Origin of the sequence: Kitasatospora sp. NPDC059817 (genome assembly GCF_042731835.1) — a bacterium.
GTDB lineage: Bacteria > Actinomycetota > Actinomycetes > Streptomycetales > Streptomycetaceae > Kitasatospora.
The window spans coordinates 67334-84255 of record NZ_JBHWIR010000004.1 but is presented as its reverse complement, the minus strand read 5'-3'; the positions used below and the strand labels follow the sequence as shown (position 1 = coordinate 84255).

General features: G+C 74.4%; 13 protein-coding genes and 2 pseudogenes. 13 read left to right on the top strand and 2 right to left on the bottom strand.

The genetic code is table 11. From position 1 onward, the window contains the following. The first annotated feature begins 295 nt into the window (after positions 1-295). The 10 genes and pseudogenes from ACFV61_RS01765 to ACFV61_RS01720 all read left to right on the top strand — a co-directional run bounded on the left by ACFV61_RS01765 (position 296) and on the right by ACFV61_RS01720 (position 10888). The gene (locus ACFV61_RS01765; protein WP_380489465.1) at positions 296-1297 is read left to right on the top strand and encodes an MBL fold metallo-hydrolase; all 1002 of its coding nucleotides are present in this window, start codon (positions 296-298) and stop codon (positions 1295-1297) included. Between the two features lie 16 nt (positions 1298-1313). Then, positions 1314-1883, top strand: a pseudogene (locus ACFV61_RS01760) (molybdenum cofactor guanylyltransferase); the annotation flags it as partial. 108 nt (positions 1884-1991) lie between these two features. Continuing rightward, positions 1992-2273 (top strand): annotated as a pseudogene (locus ACFV61_RS01755) (DUF6457 domain-containing protein); the annotation flags it as partial. Beyond that, positions 2270-3523: a molybdopterin molybdotransferase MoeA gene (locus tag ACFV61_RS01750; protein ID WP_380489463.1), complete on the top strand. Its 1254-nt coding sequence runs from the start codon at positions 2270-2272 to the stop codon at positions 3521-3523. The pseudogene ACFV61_RS01755 and the gene ACFV61_RS01750, both read left to right, overlap by 4 nt. A 49-nt stretch (positions 3524-3572) precedes the next feature. Further along, positions 3573-4619, top strand: a complete 1047-nt coding sequence (locus tag ACFV61_RS01745) for a TrkA family potassium uptake protein (protein WP_079135735.1) — start codon at positions 3573-3575, stop codon at positions 4617-4619. 47 nt (positions 4620-4666) lie between these two features. Continuing rightward, positions 4667-5644, top strand: coding sequence for an NAD(P)H-quinone oxidoreductase (locus ACFV61_RS01740; RefSeq protein ID WP_380423321.1), 978 nt, complete (start codon positions 4667-4669; stop codon positions 5642-5644). A 134-nt stretch (positions 5645-5778) separates the two neighbouring features. Further along, positions 5779-6447, top strand: coding sequence for a hypothetical protein (locus tag ACFV61_RS01735; protein WP_380489460.1), 669 nt, complete (start codon positions 5779-5781; stop codon positions 6445-6447). Between the two features lie 197 nt (positions 6448-6644). Next, positions 6645-7256 (top strand): bacterial proteasome activator family protein, encoded by a 612-nt coding sequence (locus ACFV61_RS01730; RefSeq protein ID WP_208869088.1) that lies wholly within the window; start codon positions 6645-6647, stop codon positions 7254-7256. Positions 7257-7513: 257 nt separating this feature from the next. After that, the gene (locus ACFV61_RS01725) at positions 7514-8977 is read left to right on the top strand and encodes a protein kinase (protein WP_380489457.1); all 1464 of its coding nucleotides are present in this window, start codon (positions 7514-7516) and stop codon (positions 8975-8977) included. 264 nt (positions 8978-9241) lie between these two features. Next, positions 9242-10888: a protein kinase gene (locus tag ACFV61_RS01720; RefSeq protein WP_380424715.1), complete on the top strand. Its 1647-nt coding sequence runs from the start codon at positions 9242-9244 to the stop codon at positions 10886-10888. A 20-nt stretch (positions 10889-10908) separates the two neighbouring features. Here the strand turns inward: ACFV61_RS01720 and ACFV61_RS01715 are convergent, their stop codons facing one another. Next, positions 10909-12009: a phosphotransferase gene (locus ACFV61_RS01715; protein ID WP_380489454.1), complete on the bottom strand. Its 1101-nt coding sequence runs from the start codon at positions 12007-12009 to the stop codon at positions 10909-10911. A gap of 67 nt (positions 12010-12076) precedes the next feature. Further along, positions 12077-12736 (bottom strand): response regulator transcription factor, encoded by a 660-nt coding sequence (locus ACFV61_RS01710; RefSeq protein ID WP_063348500.1) that lies wholly within the window; start codon positions 12734-12736, stop codon positions 12077-12079. Positions 12737-13162: 426 nt separating this feature from the next. Here ACFV61_RS01710 and pdhA point away from each other — a divergent pair, with 426 nt between their 5' ends. The 3 genes from pdhA to ACFV61_RS01695 are packed head-to-tail and all read left to right on the top strand — an operon-like array spanning position 13163 to position 16770. Beyond that, the gene (pdhA, locus tag ACFV61_RS01705; protein ID WP_063348501.1) at positions 13163-14317 is read left to right on the top strand and encodes a pyruvate dehydrogenase (acetyl-transferring) E1 component subunit alpha; all 1155 of its coding nucleotides are present in this window, start codon (positions 13163-13165) and stop codon (positions 14315-14317) included. Continuing rightward, on the top strand, positions 14317-15291 hold the full coding sequence (locus tag ACFV61_RS01700) for an alpha-ketoacid dehydrogenase subunit beta (protein ID WP_063348502.1): 975 nt from the start codon (positions 14317-14319) through the stop codon (positions 15289-15291). Before pdhA ends, ACFV61_RS01700 begins: the two co-directional genes overlap by 1 nt. A 15-nt stretch (positions 15292-15306) precedes the next feature. Next, positions 15307-16770, top strand: coding sequence for a dihydrolipoamide acetyltransferase family protein (locus ACFV61_RS01695; RefSeq protein ID WP_380423324.1), 1464 nt, complete (start codon positions 15307-15309; stop codon positions 16768-16770). Positions 16771-16922 lie beyond the last annotated feature (152 nt).

The window sequence follows — 16922 nt, the reverse complement described above, 5'->3', positions numbered from 1 at the left end:
GGCGCCCCCCCCCGGGCGGCCCCCCGGCGCGCCGCCCACACGCCGCTCCCCCCCCGCCCAACCCCCCCCCACCCACCCCCCCGGGGCCCCCCCCGGGCCCACACCGCCGGGGCCCCGGGCGTTTTCGTGCCCTGGGGCAGGCCGCCCACGACGCCAAGGTGCCGGCCCTCCGAACCGCGATGTGACCTGAGCCGGAAGGCGCGCCCCGCCGGGCGCGCCTTCCGCGCAATCCGACACCGGTACTCCCATGCTGTAGGGCGCAGGAAGTCCGACCGCCGACCAGAGGGAGCAGCCAGTGACGACGTCCCCGCCCGAGGAGGGCACCGGCGCGGAGCGCACGGCCGCCGAGGCCGCCGCCCCGGACCACGAGCGGCCCGCCCGCCCGCTGGAGGTCGCCGTCTTCACCGGCCCCGAATCGGCCTTCTTCGCCACCTCCACCCTGATCCTCGGCGAGCGGACCGCGATCCTGGTCGACGCCCAGCTCACCCGCAGCGCCGGCCGCGAACTCGCCGAATGGGTCGCCGGCAAGGGCCGCCGACTGCTCGCCATCGTCGTCACCCACCACCACCCCGACCACTACTTCGGCGCCGAGGAGGTGCTGAAGCTCTTCCCCGACGCCCGGCTGCTGGCCGCGCCCGCCGTGGTCGACGGCATCCGGCGCACCGCCGCCGCCAAGGTCGCCCAGTGGAAGCCGGTCTACGGCGACGACATCCCGGACCACCCGCTGATCCCCGCCCCGCTGCTGCCGCAGCCCCTCATGCTCGACCGCCAGGTCATCCCCGTGCTGCTGCTCGGCCAGGGCGACTGCGGCGACTCGACGGTCGTCCACGTGCCGAGCATCCGGACGGTGATCGCCGGGGACTTCGCCTACAACGGCACCCACGTCTGGACCGCCGACACCACCCCGGCCCAGCGCACCACCTGGGGCCACAACCTCGGCCGGATCGCCGACCTCGGCGTGGACCGGGTCATCGCCGGCCACCGCGCCCCCGACCAGGGCGACGACGCCGCCCGGGTGCTCGCCTTCACCGGCGAGTACCTCCAGGACTTCGACCGGCTGCTGGTCGTGCACCCGGACGACCCGGAGGCACTGGTCACCGCGATGAACGAGCGGTACGGGGAGCTGACGCTGCCGGCCATCCTGGAACTGGGCGCCGCCGCCAACACCGCCCGGGCGGCGCGAGGGGGTGAGATCGTCGAGGCGGAGATCGTCGAGGACGACATCATCGAGGCGGAGATCGTCGAGGACGAGATCACCGAGGAGCGCACGGAGCCCCGGAAGGGCGAAGCCGAGTAGGGCGGATACTGGCCGCATGACGCCCTACGACGTGATCGTCCCGGCCGGCGGGGCCGCCCGTCGCCTCGGCGGGGCCGACAAACCCGGGCTGACCGTGGGCGAGACCACCCTGCTCGACCGGGTGCTCGCCGCCTGCGCGGGCGCCCGCACCACCGTCGTGGTCGGCCCCGGCCGGCCGACCGCGCGCACCGGCGTCCGCTGGACCAGGGAGCAGCCGCCGGGCGGCGGGCCGGTCGCCGCCGTCGCCGCCGGACTCGACCTGGTCACCGCGCCGACCGTGCTGCTGCTCGCCGCCGACCTGCCGTTCCTGGACCGGCGGACCGTCGACCGGCTGGTCACCGCCCTCGCCGAGGCCGGCCCGGCCGTCGACGCCGCCGTCCTGGTCGACGCCGGCGGGCGCGACCAGCCGCTCGCCGCCGCCTACCGCACCGTCCCGCTGCGCACCGCGCTGGCCGCCCTCGGCGATCCGGCCGGCCTCCCGCTGCGCCGCCTCACCGGCGCTCTCGCCCGGCAGTTGGTGGCCGACACCGACAACGTCGCCTACGACTGCGACACCTGGGAGGACCTCGAACAGGCCCGGGAACGCGACCGGTCGTAGGGGCTCCCTCGGGGTCCGTGTGCACGGCCCGCGCGGGCGTCCGTGCGGGAAACGACGCGCGCCGCACACGGGGCGAACACTCCGGGGAAACCGCCGATCAGGCAGCATGGGCGCATGGAGCGCACGCTGGAAGACTGGATCGCCGAGGTCAGGGCCGACCTGGGCATCGACCTGGACGTCGACGTCCGGGGACTGCTCGACCTCACCCGGGTGGTCGCGCACGGGGTGGCCCGCCCGGCCGCGCCGCTGACCGCCTTTCTGATCGGCTACGCGGCCGCCCAGCAGGGCGGCGGGCCGGAGGCCGTGGCCGAGGCCGCCCGGCGGACCGCCGCGCTCGCCGAGCGCTGGAGCGCCGCCGCCGGGCCGGGCGAGGCGTGAGCGCCGTCGGGCAGACCACCGTGGCCGCCCCGCCGACCGGTCCCGGCGTGCTGAGCTGGGCGCAGGCCCGCGAGGCCGCCCGCCGGGCCGGGCTGAGCCCGCTGCCGGCGGTCGGGCTGCCGCTCGCCGAGGCGCTCGGCCGCACCCTCGCCGAGCCGCTCACCGCGCTGACCGACCTGCCCGCCTTCGACACCTCCGCGATGGACGGCTGGGCGGTCGCCGGGCCGGGCCCCTGGCGGGTCGCCGGGCGGGTGCTGGCCGGCCGGGCGGCGTCCGTGCCGTTGGCCGACGGCGCCGCCGTCGAGATCGCCACCGGCGCCCAACTGCCGCCGGGCGCCACCGCCGTCCTGCGCCGTGAGCACGGCCGCACGGACGGCACGTTGCTGCACGACTGCGGCCGCCACCCGCTGACCACCGGTCAGGACGTCCGCCCGCGTGGCCAGGAGTGCCGCCGCGGCGAGGCGTTGCTGCCCGGTGGCGTCCCGGTCGGCCCGGCCGTGCTCGGCCTGGCCGCCGCCTGCGGTCACGACCGGCTCGCCGTGCGCCGCCGCCCGGTGGTCGAACTGCTCGTCCTCGGCGATGAGTTGCTCGCCTCGGGCGTCCCCGGTCCGGGCCTGGTCCGGGACGCGCTCGGGCCGCTGCTGCCGCCCTGGCTGCGGGCGGCCGGTGCCGAGGTGGCCGAAGTGCGGGCCGTCCGGGACGACTTCGGGCTGCTCCGGGACGCGCTGCGGCACTCCACCGCCGACATCGTGGTCACCACCGGCGGAACGGCGGCCGGCCCGGTCGACTTCCTGCACCGGGCCCTCGCCGAGGCCGGCGCCCGGCTGCTGGTGGACGGCGTGGCCGTCCGCCCCGGACACCCGATGCTGCTGGCCGAACTCCCGTCGGCCGCATCCCCGTCGGCCGGCCCCGCCGGGGGCGGGCTTCCGGGCGGGCGGCACCTGGTGGGGCTGCCCGGCAACCCGCTGGCCGCCGTCGCCGGGACGGTCACCCTCGCCCTGCCGCTGCTGCACGCCCGCAGCGGGCGGTCCGCCGTCACCCCGGCCCTCGCACCCACCGCCGTCGGCCTGCCCGGGCACCCGGTGGACACCCGGCTGCTGCCCGTCCGGCACACCGCCGACGGCGTCGTCCCACTCGCCTTCGACGGGCCCGCGATGCTGCGCGGCCTCGCCCGGGCCGAGGCGCTGGCCGTGGTCCCGCCCGGCGGCGCGGCGGCCGGCGCACCCGTCGAACTGCTGGAGGCACCGTGAACGGGCCCACCGGGGCGTGCGCGTCCCACGACAGCCGGGAGGCGACCGCATGAGCAGGCTGCGGGGCGCGCCCGCCCCGGGGACCGAGCCGTGGTCGGACGCCGGGATCGTGCTGCCCGCCCGGCGGAGCGCGCCGGCCGTCCGGCAGGTCGGGTCCCGGCTGCTGGTGGCGCTCGCCGTCCTGGTCGCCACGACGCTGATCGTCTACGTCGACCGGGACGGCTACAACGACAACGCGGGCGGCGGGGTCAGTTTCCTGGACGCGGCGTACTACGCGACCGTGACGCTGTCCACCACCGGGTACGGCGACATCACCCCGTACAGCGACGGCGCCCGGCTCACCAACATCTTCGTGATCACCCCGCTGCGCGTGGTGTTCCTGATCATCCTGGTCGGGACCACGCTGGAGGTGCTCACCGAACGAACCCGCCAGCAGTGGCGGTTGAACCGCTGGAGGTCCACCGTGCGCGAGCACACCGTCGTCATCGGGTACGGCACCAAGGGCCGCAGCGCCGTCGACACCCTGCTCGGGCAGGGCGTGAAGAAGGACGAGATCGTCGTCGTCGACCCGCAGCGCAAGGTGATCGACCAGGCCGCCCGGCACGGGCTGGTCGGCGTGGTCGGCGACGCCACCCGCACCGACACGCTGCTGCGGGCCGAGGTGCCCACCGCCGCCCGGGTGGTGATCGCGCCGGAACGGGACGACACCGCCGTCCTGGTCACGCTGACGGCGCGCCAGCTGAACAAGGGCGCCACCGTGGTCGCGGCCGTCCGGGAGGACGAGAACGCCCCGCTGCTGCGGCAGAGCGGCGCCGACGTCGTCGTCACCAGCTCCAGTTCGGCCGGGCGGCTGCTCGGCCTGTCGATGCTCAGCCCGCACGCCGGCGCGGTGATGGAGGACCTGCTCACCTACGGCAACGGCCTGGACGTGGTCGAGCGCCCCGTCACCCGGGCCGAGGCCGGGCACAGCCCGCGCGCGTGCGAGGACCTGGTGGTCGCGGTGGTCCGCGGCCGGCGGGTGCTCAACTACAGCGAGCCCGAGGCCGCCGTGCTCCAGCTCACCGACCGGGTGATCGTGATCAAGTCGACCGGCTGACGCGGGCCTTGCCCCCTCCTCGCCGTGACGCGCAGTAGGTTCGGGGCATGTATGCGATGACGATTCCCGTACCCGGCGGTCCCGAGGCACTCGTGTGGGCGGAGGTGCCCGACCCGGTGCCCGGCGAGGGCGAGGTCCTGGTCGAGGTGGCGGCCACCGCCGTCAACCGCGCCGACCTGCTCCAGCGGCAGGGCCACTACAACCCGCCGCCCGGCGCCTCGCCCTACCCCGGGCTGGAGTGCGCCGGGCGGATCGCCGCCCTCGGCCCGGGCGTGTCCGGCTGGGCGGTCGGCGACGAGGTGTGCGCGCTGCTGTCCGGCGGCGGGTACGCGCAGCTCGTCGCGGTGCCGACCGGACAGCTGCTGCCGCTGCCCAAGGGCCTGGGCTTCGAGGAGGCCGCCGCGCTGCCCGAGGTCGCCTGCACGGTGTGGTCCAACGTGTTCCTCACCGCCCACCTGCGGCCCGGCGAGACGGTGCTGCTGCACGGCGGCGCGAGCGGCATCGGGACCATGGCGATCCAGCTGGCCAAGGCGGTCGGCGCGCGGGTCGCGGTGACCGCGGGCAGCGCCGGGAAGCTGGCCCGGTGCGTCGAACTCGGTGCCGACATCGCGATCGACTACCGCGAGCAGGACTTCGTCGAGGCGGTCAAGGAGGCCACCGGCGGGGCCGGGGTGGACGTGATCCTGGACATCATGGGCGCCAAGTACCTGCAGCGGAACGTGGACGCGCTGGCCGTCAACGGGCGGCTGGTGATCATCGGACTGCAGGGCGGCGTGAAGGGCGAGCTCGACCTCAACGCGCTGCTGCGCAAGCGCGCCGCGGTGATCGCCACCAATCTGCGCGGGCGCCCGCTGGCGGAGAAGGCGGCGATCGTGGCGGCGGTGCGCGAGCACGTGTGGCCGCTGGTGGAGTCCGGGGTGGTGAAGCCGGTGATCGACCGGGTGCTGCCGCTGACCGACGCCGGCGACGGGCACCGGGCGCTGGAGGCGGGGGAGCAGGTCGGCAAGGTCGTGCTGCGGGCCTGAGTCGGGTCCGCGGGGCTGCGGCCCGGGGCGGAACATCCGAAATGCCCTGATCGTCGGATTGTGTGAGGCTGGTTCGGAGCTGTCCCGCCGCCGACCCCGCCGCGCGCGGTCGGCCGTCGGAAGGACCTCCGACCGTGGCCGCACCAACGCACCTCCTCGGGCCGCTGCCCGCCGCGCCGCACCACCGTCGTACCCGCCGTACCGGCCCGGGCCGGCCCCAGCGACTGATCGCGGCGGCCGTGCTCGGGCTCACGCTCCCGCTGGCCGCTGCTTCGGCGGCCGCCGCCGTCGGGCCGGCGTCGTCGTCGCCGCCCCCGTTCACCGCCGAGCCCGCCGCCGTGGGCGGGCCGGAGCCCGAGGCCGTTCCGGCGGTCGGGCCGCCGCAGCACCCGCGCCCCGGTCGGGGCGACGCCCGGGTGTACCGACGCTGGGCGGTGTGGGTGCCCGAGCACGCCGACACCGCCCCGGACCGGGCTCCCGGGCAGGCTCCCGGGCAGGCCCCTGCGCAGGTTCCCGAGCAGAACCCCGACCAGGTTCCTGACCGGAGCACCGGGCAGGACGGTGCGGGGGACCAGCCCGAGGCCGACCAGGGCGCCCCGGACACGGCGGACGCCGCCGCACCGAACGCCGCCGCCGCATCGGACGCCGCCGCCGCGACCGCCCAGGCCATCGCCGCCGCCGTCCCCGCCGTCCTGCCCGCCCGCTGGCGGGACGCCTCGACCGTCCAGTTCCCGCTGGGCACGGGGCTGGGGTTGATCGGCTGCGGCCTGGGGTTGATCGGGTTGCGGCTGCGCCGGGGCTGAGTCGCGGGGCGGGTGCGGCGGGGGAGGTTCCGTGAGGGGTGTGTGCACGCCTAGGGGGGCCGGGGCGGGCCGGGAGCTGAGTATCCGTACGGATTCCGGGGCGGCACCCGGGGGCGTACCGTCGTCAGCGGTGGCTCAGGACGGCGGTTGTACGGGGGCTTCCGCCCGACCAACCCCAGTGAGAGAGAATGTTGTTCATGACGAATCCGATGAACGAGCGCTCGTTTCAGCAGCCATTCCAGGCCGCGGGCGGGCAGTCGCAGGACGGCCAGAAGGTGCTGATCGTCGGACCGGACGGGCTGCCCGTGGGCCAGGGGTTCGCCGGCTCGGCGGGGGACGAGGACGAGGGCGACCTGCCGCGTGAGCTCCCGGTGACCGAGATGGTCGAGCAGCCCGCGAAGGTCATGCGCATCGGCAGCATGATCAAGCAACTGCTGGAGGAGGTCCGGGCGGCGCCCCTCGACGAGGCCAGCCGGGCCCGGCTGAAGGACATCCACGCCAGCTCGATCAAGGAGCTGGAGCTCGGCCTGGCCCCCGAGCTGGTCGCCGAGCTGGAGCGGCTGTCGCTGCCCTTCAACGAGGACATCATTCCGACCGAGGCGGAGCTGCGGATCGCCCAGGCCCAGCTGGTCGGCTGGCTGGAGGGCCTGTTCCACGGGATCCAGACCGCGCTGTTCGCCCAGCAGATGGCGGCGCGGGCCCAGCTGGAGCAGATGCGGCGGGCGCTGCCGCCCGGTCTGCACGGCGGCGAGCTGGACGAGGACGAGCCGGGCCAGGGCCGCGGCATCCGTTCCGGCCCGTACCTGTAACGGGCCGCCGACACCGGACGTACCACGACGGTCCGCCCCGGGCCGGGGCGCCGCCGGACGGCGCCGGCGGTCCGGGGGCAGGACCGGCCCTGGACCGATCACCGTCGGCGTCAGCCGATACCCTGACCCCTGTCGCAGGCCGGTCGTACCGCCGCGGCAGGGGTCCGCCAGGCCCGCGGGCCCGGCCCACCACGCACGGACGAGACCGAACGTCACGGTCGCGGCGCCACGGCCGCGCCGAGGGGGAGCAGAGGACCATGAGCGAGCACGGCAACGCGGCGGTCGGAGGCTCCTCCCTGGGCAACGGCCGCTATGTGCTGCAGCGGCTGCTGGGCGAGGGCGGCATGGCCTCGGTGCACCTCGCGTACGACAGCGTGCTGGACCGGCAGGTCGCGCTGAAGAGCATGCACAACGAGCTGGGCCGGGACGCCTCGTTCAAGGAGCGGTTCCGCCGCGAGGCGCAGGCGGTGGCCCGGCTGGAGCACCCGAACATCGTCACGGTGTACGACAGCGGCGAGGACGTCGCGCCGGACGGCTCCAGCACCCCGTACATCGTCATGCAGCTGGTGGACGGCAAGGGCCTGCGCGAGGCGATCAACGAGGCGGTCGCCCAGTACGGCGCGATGCCGACCGAGGAGGCCCTGCGGGTCATCGTCGGCGTGCTGAACGCGCTGGAGGCCTCGCACGACATGTCCCTGGTGCACCGCGACATCAAGCCCGGCAACGTCATGTTCGACCGCAAGGGCAACGTCAAGGTCATGGACTTCGGCATCGCCCGGGCGCTGGAACCGGGCGCCACGTCGATGACGCAGACCGGCATGGTGGTCGGCACCCCGCAGTACCTGTCGCCCGAGCAGGCGCTCGGCAAGCCGGTGGACGCCCGCTCCGACCTCTACTCGGTCGGCGTGATGCTCTTCGAGATGCTCACCGGGCAGCTGGTCTTCGACGGCGACTCGGCGTTCTCGATCGCCTACAAGCACGTCCAGGAGGAGCCGCCGGCGCCGTCCACCCTCAACCGGTCGGTCACCCCGGCGGTGGACGCCTTCGTCGCCCAGGCGCTGCGCAAGGACCCGGCGCACCGGTTCCAGAGCGCGGTGGCGATGCGGGACGAGGCGGAGCGGCTGATCGCGGCCGCGAAGGGCGGCGGCAGCGGGCACCCGTTGCAGGCCAGCACGCCGCTGGTGATCAACGAGGGGCCGCGCTCGGTGCACGCGGCGCCGCAGACCCCGCACCCCCAGTACCCGCAGCAGGCTCCGCCGCAGCAGCCGCAGTACCGGACCCCGCCGCCGGCCTTCCAACCGCCGCGTCCGCAGGGGCCGCAGACCCCGCACCCCCAGTACCTCCAGCAGGCCCCGCCGCCGCAGCAGCCGCAGTACCGGACCCCGCCGCCGGCCTTTCAACCGCCGCGTCCGCAGGGGCCGCACACGCCGCACCCCCAGTACCTGCAGCAGGCCCCGCCGCAGCGGGCGCACACCCCGCCGCCGCAGCCGATGCCGCCGTACCAGCAGCCGAAGGCGCCCAGCGGCGGCGGCTGCTCGACGGCCGTGGTCGTCATCGCGATCATCGTCGGCGTGCTCGTGCTGGCCGGCATCATCATCGCGATCGTGGTCAACAAGGCGCAGGACAACAAGACGAAGACCAAGACCGGGCACACCACCGGTGAGCGGCCCGCAGTGGTGCTGGTGGTTGACCTCCCGGTCGACCGGAATGGCCTGCTCTGACGCTTTCCGGCCGGTTCGGGCGTGCCACGGGCCCGCGCCGGAGGCGGTAGCGTTCGGGGATACGAAGCGACAGGGCACCGCGATCCGAGCGAACGCCCGGGGCGAGGAGCGATGGCACAGACGCAGCAGCCGGATGACGGAACGGGTGCCGGAGCTGACGGCCGGACCGGCGGGACGCCGAGGATGCCCGGACCCGGCAACGACGCCGCGACCAGCGCGTTTCCCCCGGTCGGGCCCGGCGGCCCGCAGACCCCCGGCCGCGGCATGGCCGCGCCGCTGGGCACGGTCGGCGACGGCCGCTACCGGCTGACCTACCGGCTCGGCCGCGGCGGCATGGCCGAGGTGTTCGCGGCCGAGGACGTACGGCTGGGCCGGACGGTCGCGGTCAAGCTGCTCCGCGGCGAGCTGGCCCAGGACGACATCGCCCGGCTGCGGTTCACCCGCGAGGCACACGCCGTCGCGGGGCTCAACCACCACTCGATCGTCGCGGTCTACGACACCGGCGAGGAGTACGCCGGGGACGAGTCCACGCCGTACATCGTGATGGAGCTGGTCGAGGGCCGGACCGTCCGCGAGCTGCTGGTGGACGAGGACGCGCCGCCGGTCGACCAGGCGCTCATCATCATCGCCGGGGTGCTGGAGGCGCTGGCCTACAGCCACCGCAACGGCATCGTCCACCGGGACATCAAGCCCGCCAACGTGATCATCACGACCGCGGGCGCCGTCAAGGTGATGGACTTCGGCATCGCCCGGGCGCTGACCGGCACGGCCAGCACCATGACCCAGACCGGCATGGTCATGGGCACCCCGCAGTACCTCTCGCCCGAGCAGGCCCTCGGCAAGCCCGTCGACCACCGCTCCGACCTGTACGCGGCCGGCTGCATGCTGTACGAACTGCTGGCGCTGCGCCCGCCGTTCACCGGCGACACCCCGCTCTCGGTGGTCTACCAGCACGTCCAGGACATGCCGGTGCCGCCCTCGCAGGCCAACGGCCGGGTGCCGGTCGGGCTGGACCAGCTGGTGCTGCGCTCGCTGGCCAAGAACCCGGACGACCGCTTCCAGGACGCCGACGAGTTCCGCGCGCACCTCCAGCACGCGCTGCGCGAGATGCACGGCGCGGGCGGCGCGGGCTGGGCCGGCGCGACGGCCGGGCTGGCCGCCGCGGGGCAGGGGAACACCGACGCCACCCAGGTGATCCGGCCCGACCAGACCGCGGCCACCGCGGCCTTCGGCGCGATCGGCCCCGGCGACCAGACCTCGGTGCTGCCCTACCAGGGGATGGGGGGCCCGGGCGGCCCGCACACCCCGTCGACGCCCTACCCGGGGGCCGGCGGCCCCTACGGTGGCGACGACGACGGCGACTCCGGCCGTCGGCGCGGGCCGTGGGCCTGGGTGGCCGGCGCCGTGGCCGTGCTGCTCGCGGCCGGGGTCGGCATGGCGTTCGCGTTCAGCGGCAACGAACCCGGGAACTCGCACATCGTGCCGCCGACGCCGCTCCCGGCGGTCAGCACGACCGAGCCCAGCACGCCGCCCCAGAGCGGCTCGCAGAGCCCGCCCGCGTCCAACACCGGCAGCCGGCGCCCGACGCAGCCGACCGAGAACGGCAGCAACGGCGGCAGCTACAACAACGGCGGCAACAACAACGGCAACAACAACGGCGGCAACAACAACGGCAACAACAACATGTCGCCGTCGCCGGGTTCGGGCAAGCACTCGACGACCCCGTCGCCCAGCCAGACCCCCAGCCACACTCCGCCCCCCACCACGGCGCCCGGCACGCCCAGCACGGCGCCGACCACCCCGAGCACGGGAAGTGGCGGCAGCACGGGGGCGGCCACGCAGCCGCCGGCGACCAAGTCGAACCCGCCGGCCACCCAGCCGCCGGCGACCCAGCCGCCGGCGACGCCCTGATCGGGCCGGGCTGACACCGGTCAGTTGGCGAAGGCGTCCAGGACCTGTTCGTACTCCTGGCACCACCACGTCAACTGGCCGGCCGAGGCGGGGTAGAGCGGGTCGGCCCGGTGGTCGGCCCGCTGGTAGCGCCACTGGAGCATCCAGAAGTCGTTCAGCCGCTCCCACCAGACCCGGTGGACGGCGGCGGCCAGGTGTTCGGCGGTGGCGGCCCCGGTGGCCCGGTAGGACTGCGAGTAGTGGCGGACCCGCACCAGGTCGAGGGTGCCGGACGCCCGGTCGTTGAAGAGCAGCGTGGCGGCGCGGACGGCCTCCTCGGCGCGCGGCTGCGGGCCGAGCTTGTCCCAGTCCAGGACGGCCGCGACCGGGCCGCCGTCGGGGCCGTCGCCGTACAGCAGGTTGAGTCCGTGGAAGTCGCCGTGGGTCCAGCCGGTGGGCGGGGCGGTCTGTGGGGCGGGGCGGCGGTGGGCGTGTTCGGCGAGCAGTTCCAGCCGTTCGGTGAGCCGCCGTTCGACCAGCGCGTCCAGGTCGCCGTACGGGCGGTGGTCGCGGGCGTGGCGCCGCAGGTCGCGGGCGAGGTCGGCGCTGTCGAGGGGGTCGGCGGTGCGGTAGCCGGGGGGCTGTTCGAAGGGGGCGCACACGTCGTCGAGCGCGCCGTGCAGTCGGCCGAGCAGCGCGCCGAGCGCGTCGCACTGCGGCGGGGAGAGGTCGGTACCGTGCCGGTGTCGGCCATCCACCCAGGGGAACAGCGCGAACAGCCGGCCGCCGTAGCCGGCCACCGTGCCGGCTCGTTCGGCGCAGGTCAGCGGGGGTGCGACGGGCAGTCCGAGGGCCTGGAGCCCGGCCATCGCCCGGTGGTGGGCGACGATCTTCGGGCGGCTGGCGGTGGCGGCGTCGACGTAGCACTTCAGGAAGTACGCGCCGGTCTCGGTGGTGACCCGGTAACCGCGGTTCAGCAGGCCTTCGGCGACCGGTTCGGCGGTCAGCAGCCCCCCCGCCCGGTAGCGGCCCAGGACCTCGGCGAGTGCGGCGCGCGGGACGGGCGGACTGAGGGTCCCTATCGGCGGCGCGGAGAGGTCGGGGCGGGCCGGGGAACAGGAGAGGGTCTGGCTGAAAGTCACAGCCAGAGGTTAGGGCCCCCGTGCGGGGGCCCTTGACAAGTCGTCAGTTCTGTGATCGCTGTTCTGGTCAGTGCTGCTGGTCCGCCTGGTGCCGTGCCACGAAGGCCGCTGCCTGGGTGCGTCGCTCCATGCCCATCTTGGCGAGCAGACTGGAGACGTAGTTCTTCACCGTCTTCTCGGCCAGGTGCAACTCGTTGCCGATCTGACGGTTGGTCATCCCCTCGCCGATCAGATCGAGGATCCGGCGCTCCTGCTTGGTGAGTTGCGCCAGCCGCTCGTCCTCCTTCTCGCCGCCGTCGCGCAGCCGGGCCAGCACCCGGCTGGTGGCGACCTGGTCGAGCAGCGACTTGCCGGCCGCGACGTCCCGGACGGCGGTGATCAGATCGGTGCCGCGGATCGCCTTCAGGACGTAGCCGGACGCGCCCGCCATGATCGAGTCGAACAGCGCCTCGTCGTCCGAGAACGAGGTCAGCATCAGGCACTTGATCTCCGGCATCCGGGACCGGATCTCCCGGCAGACCTCGACCCCGTTGCCGTCCGGCAGCCGGACGTCGAGCACCGCGACATCGGGGTGGACCGCCGGGATCCGGGTGAGCGCCTCGGCGGCGGTGCCGGCCTCGCCGACCACCTCGATGTCGTCCTCGACCGAGAGCAGATCGTGCACGCCCCGCCGGACAACCTCGTGATCGTCGAGCAGGAACACCCTGATTTGTCCGTTATCAGTCACGTCCAAAGCCTCCCATATCACCGTACGGAAGACCTATCGTCCCTGGTGCCGCAGCCAGGTGGTCCGGCCGGGGCGGTCCAAAACCGATACCGAGAACCCCCTTACGTACGGGCCCGCGCCCGGATAACGTGCGCTGGTGTCCTGAAGGCGCCCGAATTGAGAGCTGCGTCACGCGGTCCGTCACCCCCACCCTTTCGACGGCGCGCTGCCCGCGGCACCCTCGGGGTTGTAAGCCCTGAACAAGTAGGACGTCCTAGCGCAAGCGCGCCAAGGGCGGACGCTGGGTAACGTTCTCGTGAGGGACGCCGTCGGAACAGGATCACCACCTGCCCCGCAGTAGGAGCGCACACCCACGCGCGCCCCGCGAGGCGGTGACCGGACCGGTCACCGGCGACCCCGGGCGGCCGGACAGACCGAGGAGTGAACGTGACCGTCAAAAGCACGGCGAGGGCCCGCAAGAAGGCGGCCCCCGGCGTCCCTGACACCCTCCGCGCCACGGGGAAGGACGCCCAGCCGGAGCTCGTACAGCTGCTCACCCCGGAAGGCGAGCGGGTCGAGCACCCGGACTACCCGCTCACCACCACCCCGGAGGAGCTGCGCGCCCTCTACCGCGACCTGGTGCTGGTCCGCCGGTTCGACGGCGAGGCCACCGCACTCCAGCGCCAGGGCGAGCTGGGCCTGTGGGCCTCGCTGCTCGGCCAGGAGGCCGCCCAGGTCGGCTCCGGCCGCGCCATGCGCACCGGCGACTACGCCTTCCCCACCTACCGCGAGCACGGTGTCGCCTGGTGCCGCGACGTCGACCCGCTCAACCTGCTCGGCATGTTCCGCGGCGTGAACCACGGCGGCTGGGACCCGAACGAGAAGAACTTCCACCTGTACACCATCGTGATCGGCGCGCAGGCCCTGCACGCCACCGGCTACGCGATGGGCATCAGCAAGGACGGCGCCGACGACGCGGTCATCGCCTACTTCGGCGACGGCGCCTCCAGCCAGGGCGACGTCAACGAGGCCTTCACCTTCGCCTCGGTCTACAACGCGCCCGTGGTGTTCTTCTGCCAGAACAACCAGTGGGCGATCTCCGAGCCCACCACCACCCAGACCAAGATCCCGCTGTACCGCCGCGCCTCCGGCTTCGGCTTCCCCGGCGTCCGGGTCGACGGCAACGACGTGCTGGCCTGCCTGGCCGTCACCCGCTGGGCGCTCGACCACGCCCGCAGCGGCAACGGCCCGGTGCTGATCGAGGCGTTCACCTACCGGATGGGCGCGCACACCACCTCCGACGACCCCACCCGCTACCGGCCCACCGAGGAGACCGAGGCCTGGAAGGCCAAGGACCCGATCGCCCGGCTCCGCGCCCTCCTGGAGAAGGAGGGCCTGGCCGACGAGGAGTTCTTCACCGCGATCGACGCCGAGAGCGAGCGGCTGGGGCTGCGGGTGCGCGAGGGCGTGCGCGGCATGCCCGACCCGGACCCGACCCTGATCTTCGACCACGTGTACAGCGAGCCGCACGCGCTGGTCGATGAGGAACGGGCCGAGTACGTCCAGTACGCGGCCTCCTTCGAGGCGGGGGAGAACCACTGATGGCCGGTCAGCTCAGCATTGCCAAGGCGCTCAACGGCGCGCTGCGCAAGTCGCTGGAGAGCGACCCGAAGACCGTCCTGATGGGCGAGGACATCGGCAAGCTCGGCGGCGTCTTCCGGATCACCGACGGCCTGCAGAAGGACTTCGGCGAGGGACGGGTGATCGACACCCCGCTCGCCGAGTCCGGCATCGTCGGCACCGCGATCGGCCTGGCGCTGCGCGGCTACCGCCCGGTGGTGGAGATCCAGTTCGACGGCTTCGTCTACCCGGCCTTCGACCAGATCGTCTCCCAGCTGGCCAAGATGCACGCCCGCGCGCTCGGGAACATCAAGCTCCCGGTCACCATCCGCATCCCCTTCGCGGGCGGCATCGGTGCGGTCGAGCACCACAGCGAGTCGCACGAGGCGTACTTCGCGCACACCGCGGGCCTGCGCGTGGTCAGCCCGTCCAACGCGCACGACGCGCACTGGATGCTGCGGCAGGCCATCGCCTCGGACGACCCGGTGGTCTTCCTGGAGCCCAAGCGCCGGTACTGGGACAAGGGCGAGGTCGGCGACGCCGCCGACCTCGGACTGCACGACGCCCGGATCGTGCGCTCCGGTACCGACGCCACGCTGCTCGCCTACGGCCCGATGGTCAAGGTCTGCCTGGAGGCCGCCGCGGCCGCCGAGGAGGACGGCCGCCGCCTGGAGGTCGTCGACCTGCGCTCGCTCTCCCCGGTGGACTTCACCACCCTGGAGGAGTCGGTCAAGCGCACCGGTCGGGCCGTCGTGGTGCACGAGGCGCCGGTCTTCCTGGGCATGGGCGCCGAACTGGCCGCCCGGCTCACCGAACGGTGCTTCTACCACCTGGAGGCGCCCGTTCTGCGGGTCGGCGGCTACCACGCGCCGTATCCGCCGTCCCGCGTCGAGGAGGCCTTCCTCCCCGACCTGGACCGCGTGCTCGACGCCGTCGACCGCGCACTCGCGTACTGATCCGGGGGAGCGAAGATGACCACCGAAGTTCGCTCGCTCCGCGAGTTCAAGATGCCCGATGTGGGCGAGGGCCTGACCGAGGCCGAAATCCTCAGCTGGTACGTCAAGCCCGGTGACACCGTCACCGACGGGCAGGTCGTGTGCGAGGTGGAGACCGCCAAGGCGGCGGTGGAGCTGCCGATCCCGTTCAACGGGGTCGTCGAGCAGCTCTTCTTCCCCGCGGGCGCGACGGTCGACGTCGGCACCGTGATCATCTCGGTCGCGGTCGCCGGGGAGGCCGGGGCCGCGGCTCCTGCCGCTCCTGCTGCTGCTGTTGCGTCCGTCGCCGCCGCCGCGCCGGCCGAACCGGCCGAACCCGAGCGGCGCGAGGTGCTGGTGGGCTACGGCCCGCGCACCGGCACCGCCCAGCGCCGGGCCCGGCGCACGACCACGACGACCGTCACCGCGACGCCGGCTCCGGCCGCACCCGTCGTGCCGGCTGCGTCCGTCGTGCCGGCCGCTCCGGCACCGGCCGCACCGGTCGCGACCGCCTCGTCCGTCCTGGCCGAACAGCCCGCCGGGGAGCGGCCGTTGGCCAAGCCGCCGGTGCGCAAGCTGGCCAAGGACCTCGGCATCGACCTGCGCGCGGTCGTCCCGACCGGCCGGGACGGTGTGATCACCCGCGAGGACGTGCACGCCCACGCGTCGGCCCTGGCCACCGCGCAGGCCGCCCCGGCGGCGGCGCCGGTCGAGGCCGGGCCGGTCGGTGCTGCGGTGCCGGTGCCGGTCACCGTGACGGGCGACGTCCGGGTGCCGATCAAGGGCGTCCGCAAGGCGACCGCGCAGGCGATGGTGGCCTCGGCCTTCACCGCCCCGCACGTCACCGAGTTCGTCCAGGTCGACGTGACCCGCACGATGAAGTTCGTCCGCCGGCTCAAGGAGAGCGGCGAGTTGGGCCGGGACGTCCGGATCAGCCCGCTGCTGCTGGTCGCCAAGGCGCTGCTCACCGCGGTCAAGCGGCACCCCGAGATCAACGCGCAGTGGGACGAGGCGGCCCAGGAGATCGTCATCAAGGGCCAGGTGAACCTCGGCATCGCCGCGGCCACCCCGCGCGGCCTGATCGTCCCCAACATCAAGGACGCCGGCGGCAAGACCCTCACGGGCCTCGCCGTCTCGCTGGGCGAGCTGATCGACACCGCCCGCCAGGGCAAGACCTCGCCGGGCGACATGCAGGGCGGGACCATCACCATCACCAACGTCGGCGTCTTCGGCGTCGACACCGGCACCCCGATCCTCAACCCCGGCGAGGCCGCGATCCTCGCCGTCGGCACGATCCGGGACATGCCGTGGGTGCACAAGGGCAAGGTCGTCCCGCGTCAGGTGACCACGCTGGCGCTCTCCTTCGACCACCGCCTGGTGGACGGGGAGCTGGGCTCCAAGGTGCTGGCCGACGTGGCCGCGCTGCTGGAGCGCCCGAAGCGCCTGATCACCTGGGGCTGACGGTCCGGGACGTCGCGAACGGGAAGCCACGAAGGGGGGGGGGGGCCCCCCCCCCCCGCGGGGGGGGGGGGCGCCCCGCCCCCCCCCCCCCCCGCGCGCGCGGGCGCGCGGGGCGGGGCGGGCGCGCCGCGGCACGCGACCCCACCAGCACA

Bases quoted from the DNA above. Each gene is read 5' to 3' on its own strand.
- ACFV61_RS01700 (WP_063348502.1), top strand. From the start codon at position 14,317: ATGGCCGGTCAGCTCAGCATTGCCAAGGCGCTCAACGGCGCGCTGCGC.
- ACFV61_RS01695 (WP_380423324.1), top strand. From the start codon at position 15,307: ATGACCACCGAAGTTCGCTCGCTCCGCGAGTTCAAGATGCCCGATGTG.
- ACFV61_RS01745 (WP_079135735.1), top strand. From the start codon at position 3,573: ATGAGCAGGCTGCGGGGCGCGCCCGCCCCGGGGACCGAGCCGTGGTCG.
- ACFV61_RS01720 (WP_380424715.1), top strand. From the start codon at position 9,242: ATGGCCGCGCCGCTGGGCACGGTCGGCGACGGCCGCTACCGGCTGACC.
- ACFV61_RS01730 (WP_208869088.1), top strand. From the start codon at position 6,645: ATGACGAATCCGATGAACGAGCGCTCGTTTCAGCAGCCATTCCAGGCC.
- ACFV61_RS01740 (WP_380423321.1), top strand. From the start codon at position 4,667: ATGTATGCGATGACGATTCCCGTACCCGGCGGTCCCGAGGCACTCGTG.
- ACFV61_RS01725 (WP_380489457.1), top strand. From the start codon at position 7,514: ATGAGCGAGCACGGCAACGCGGCGGTCGGAGGCTCCTCCCTGGGCAAC.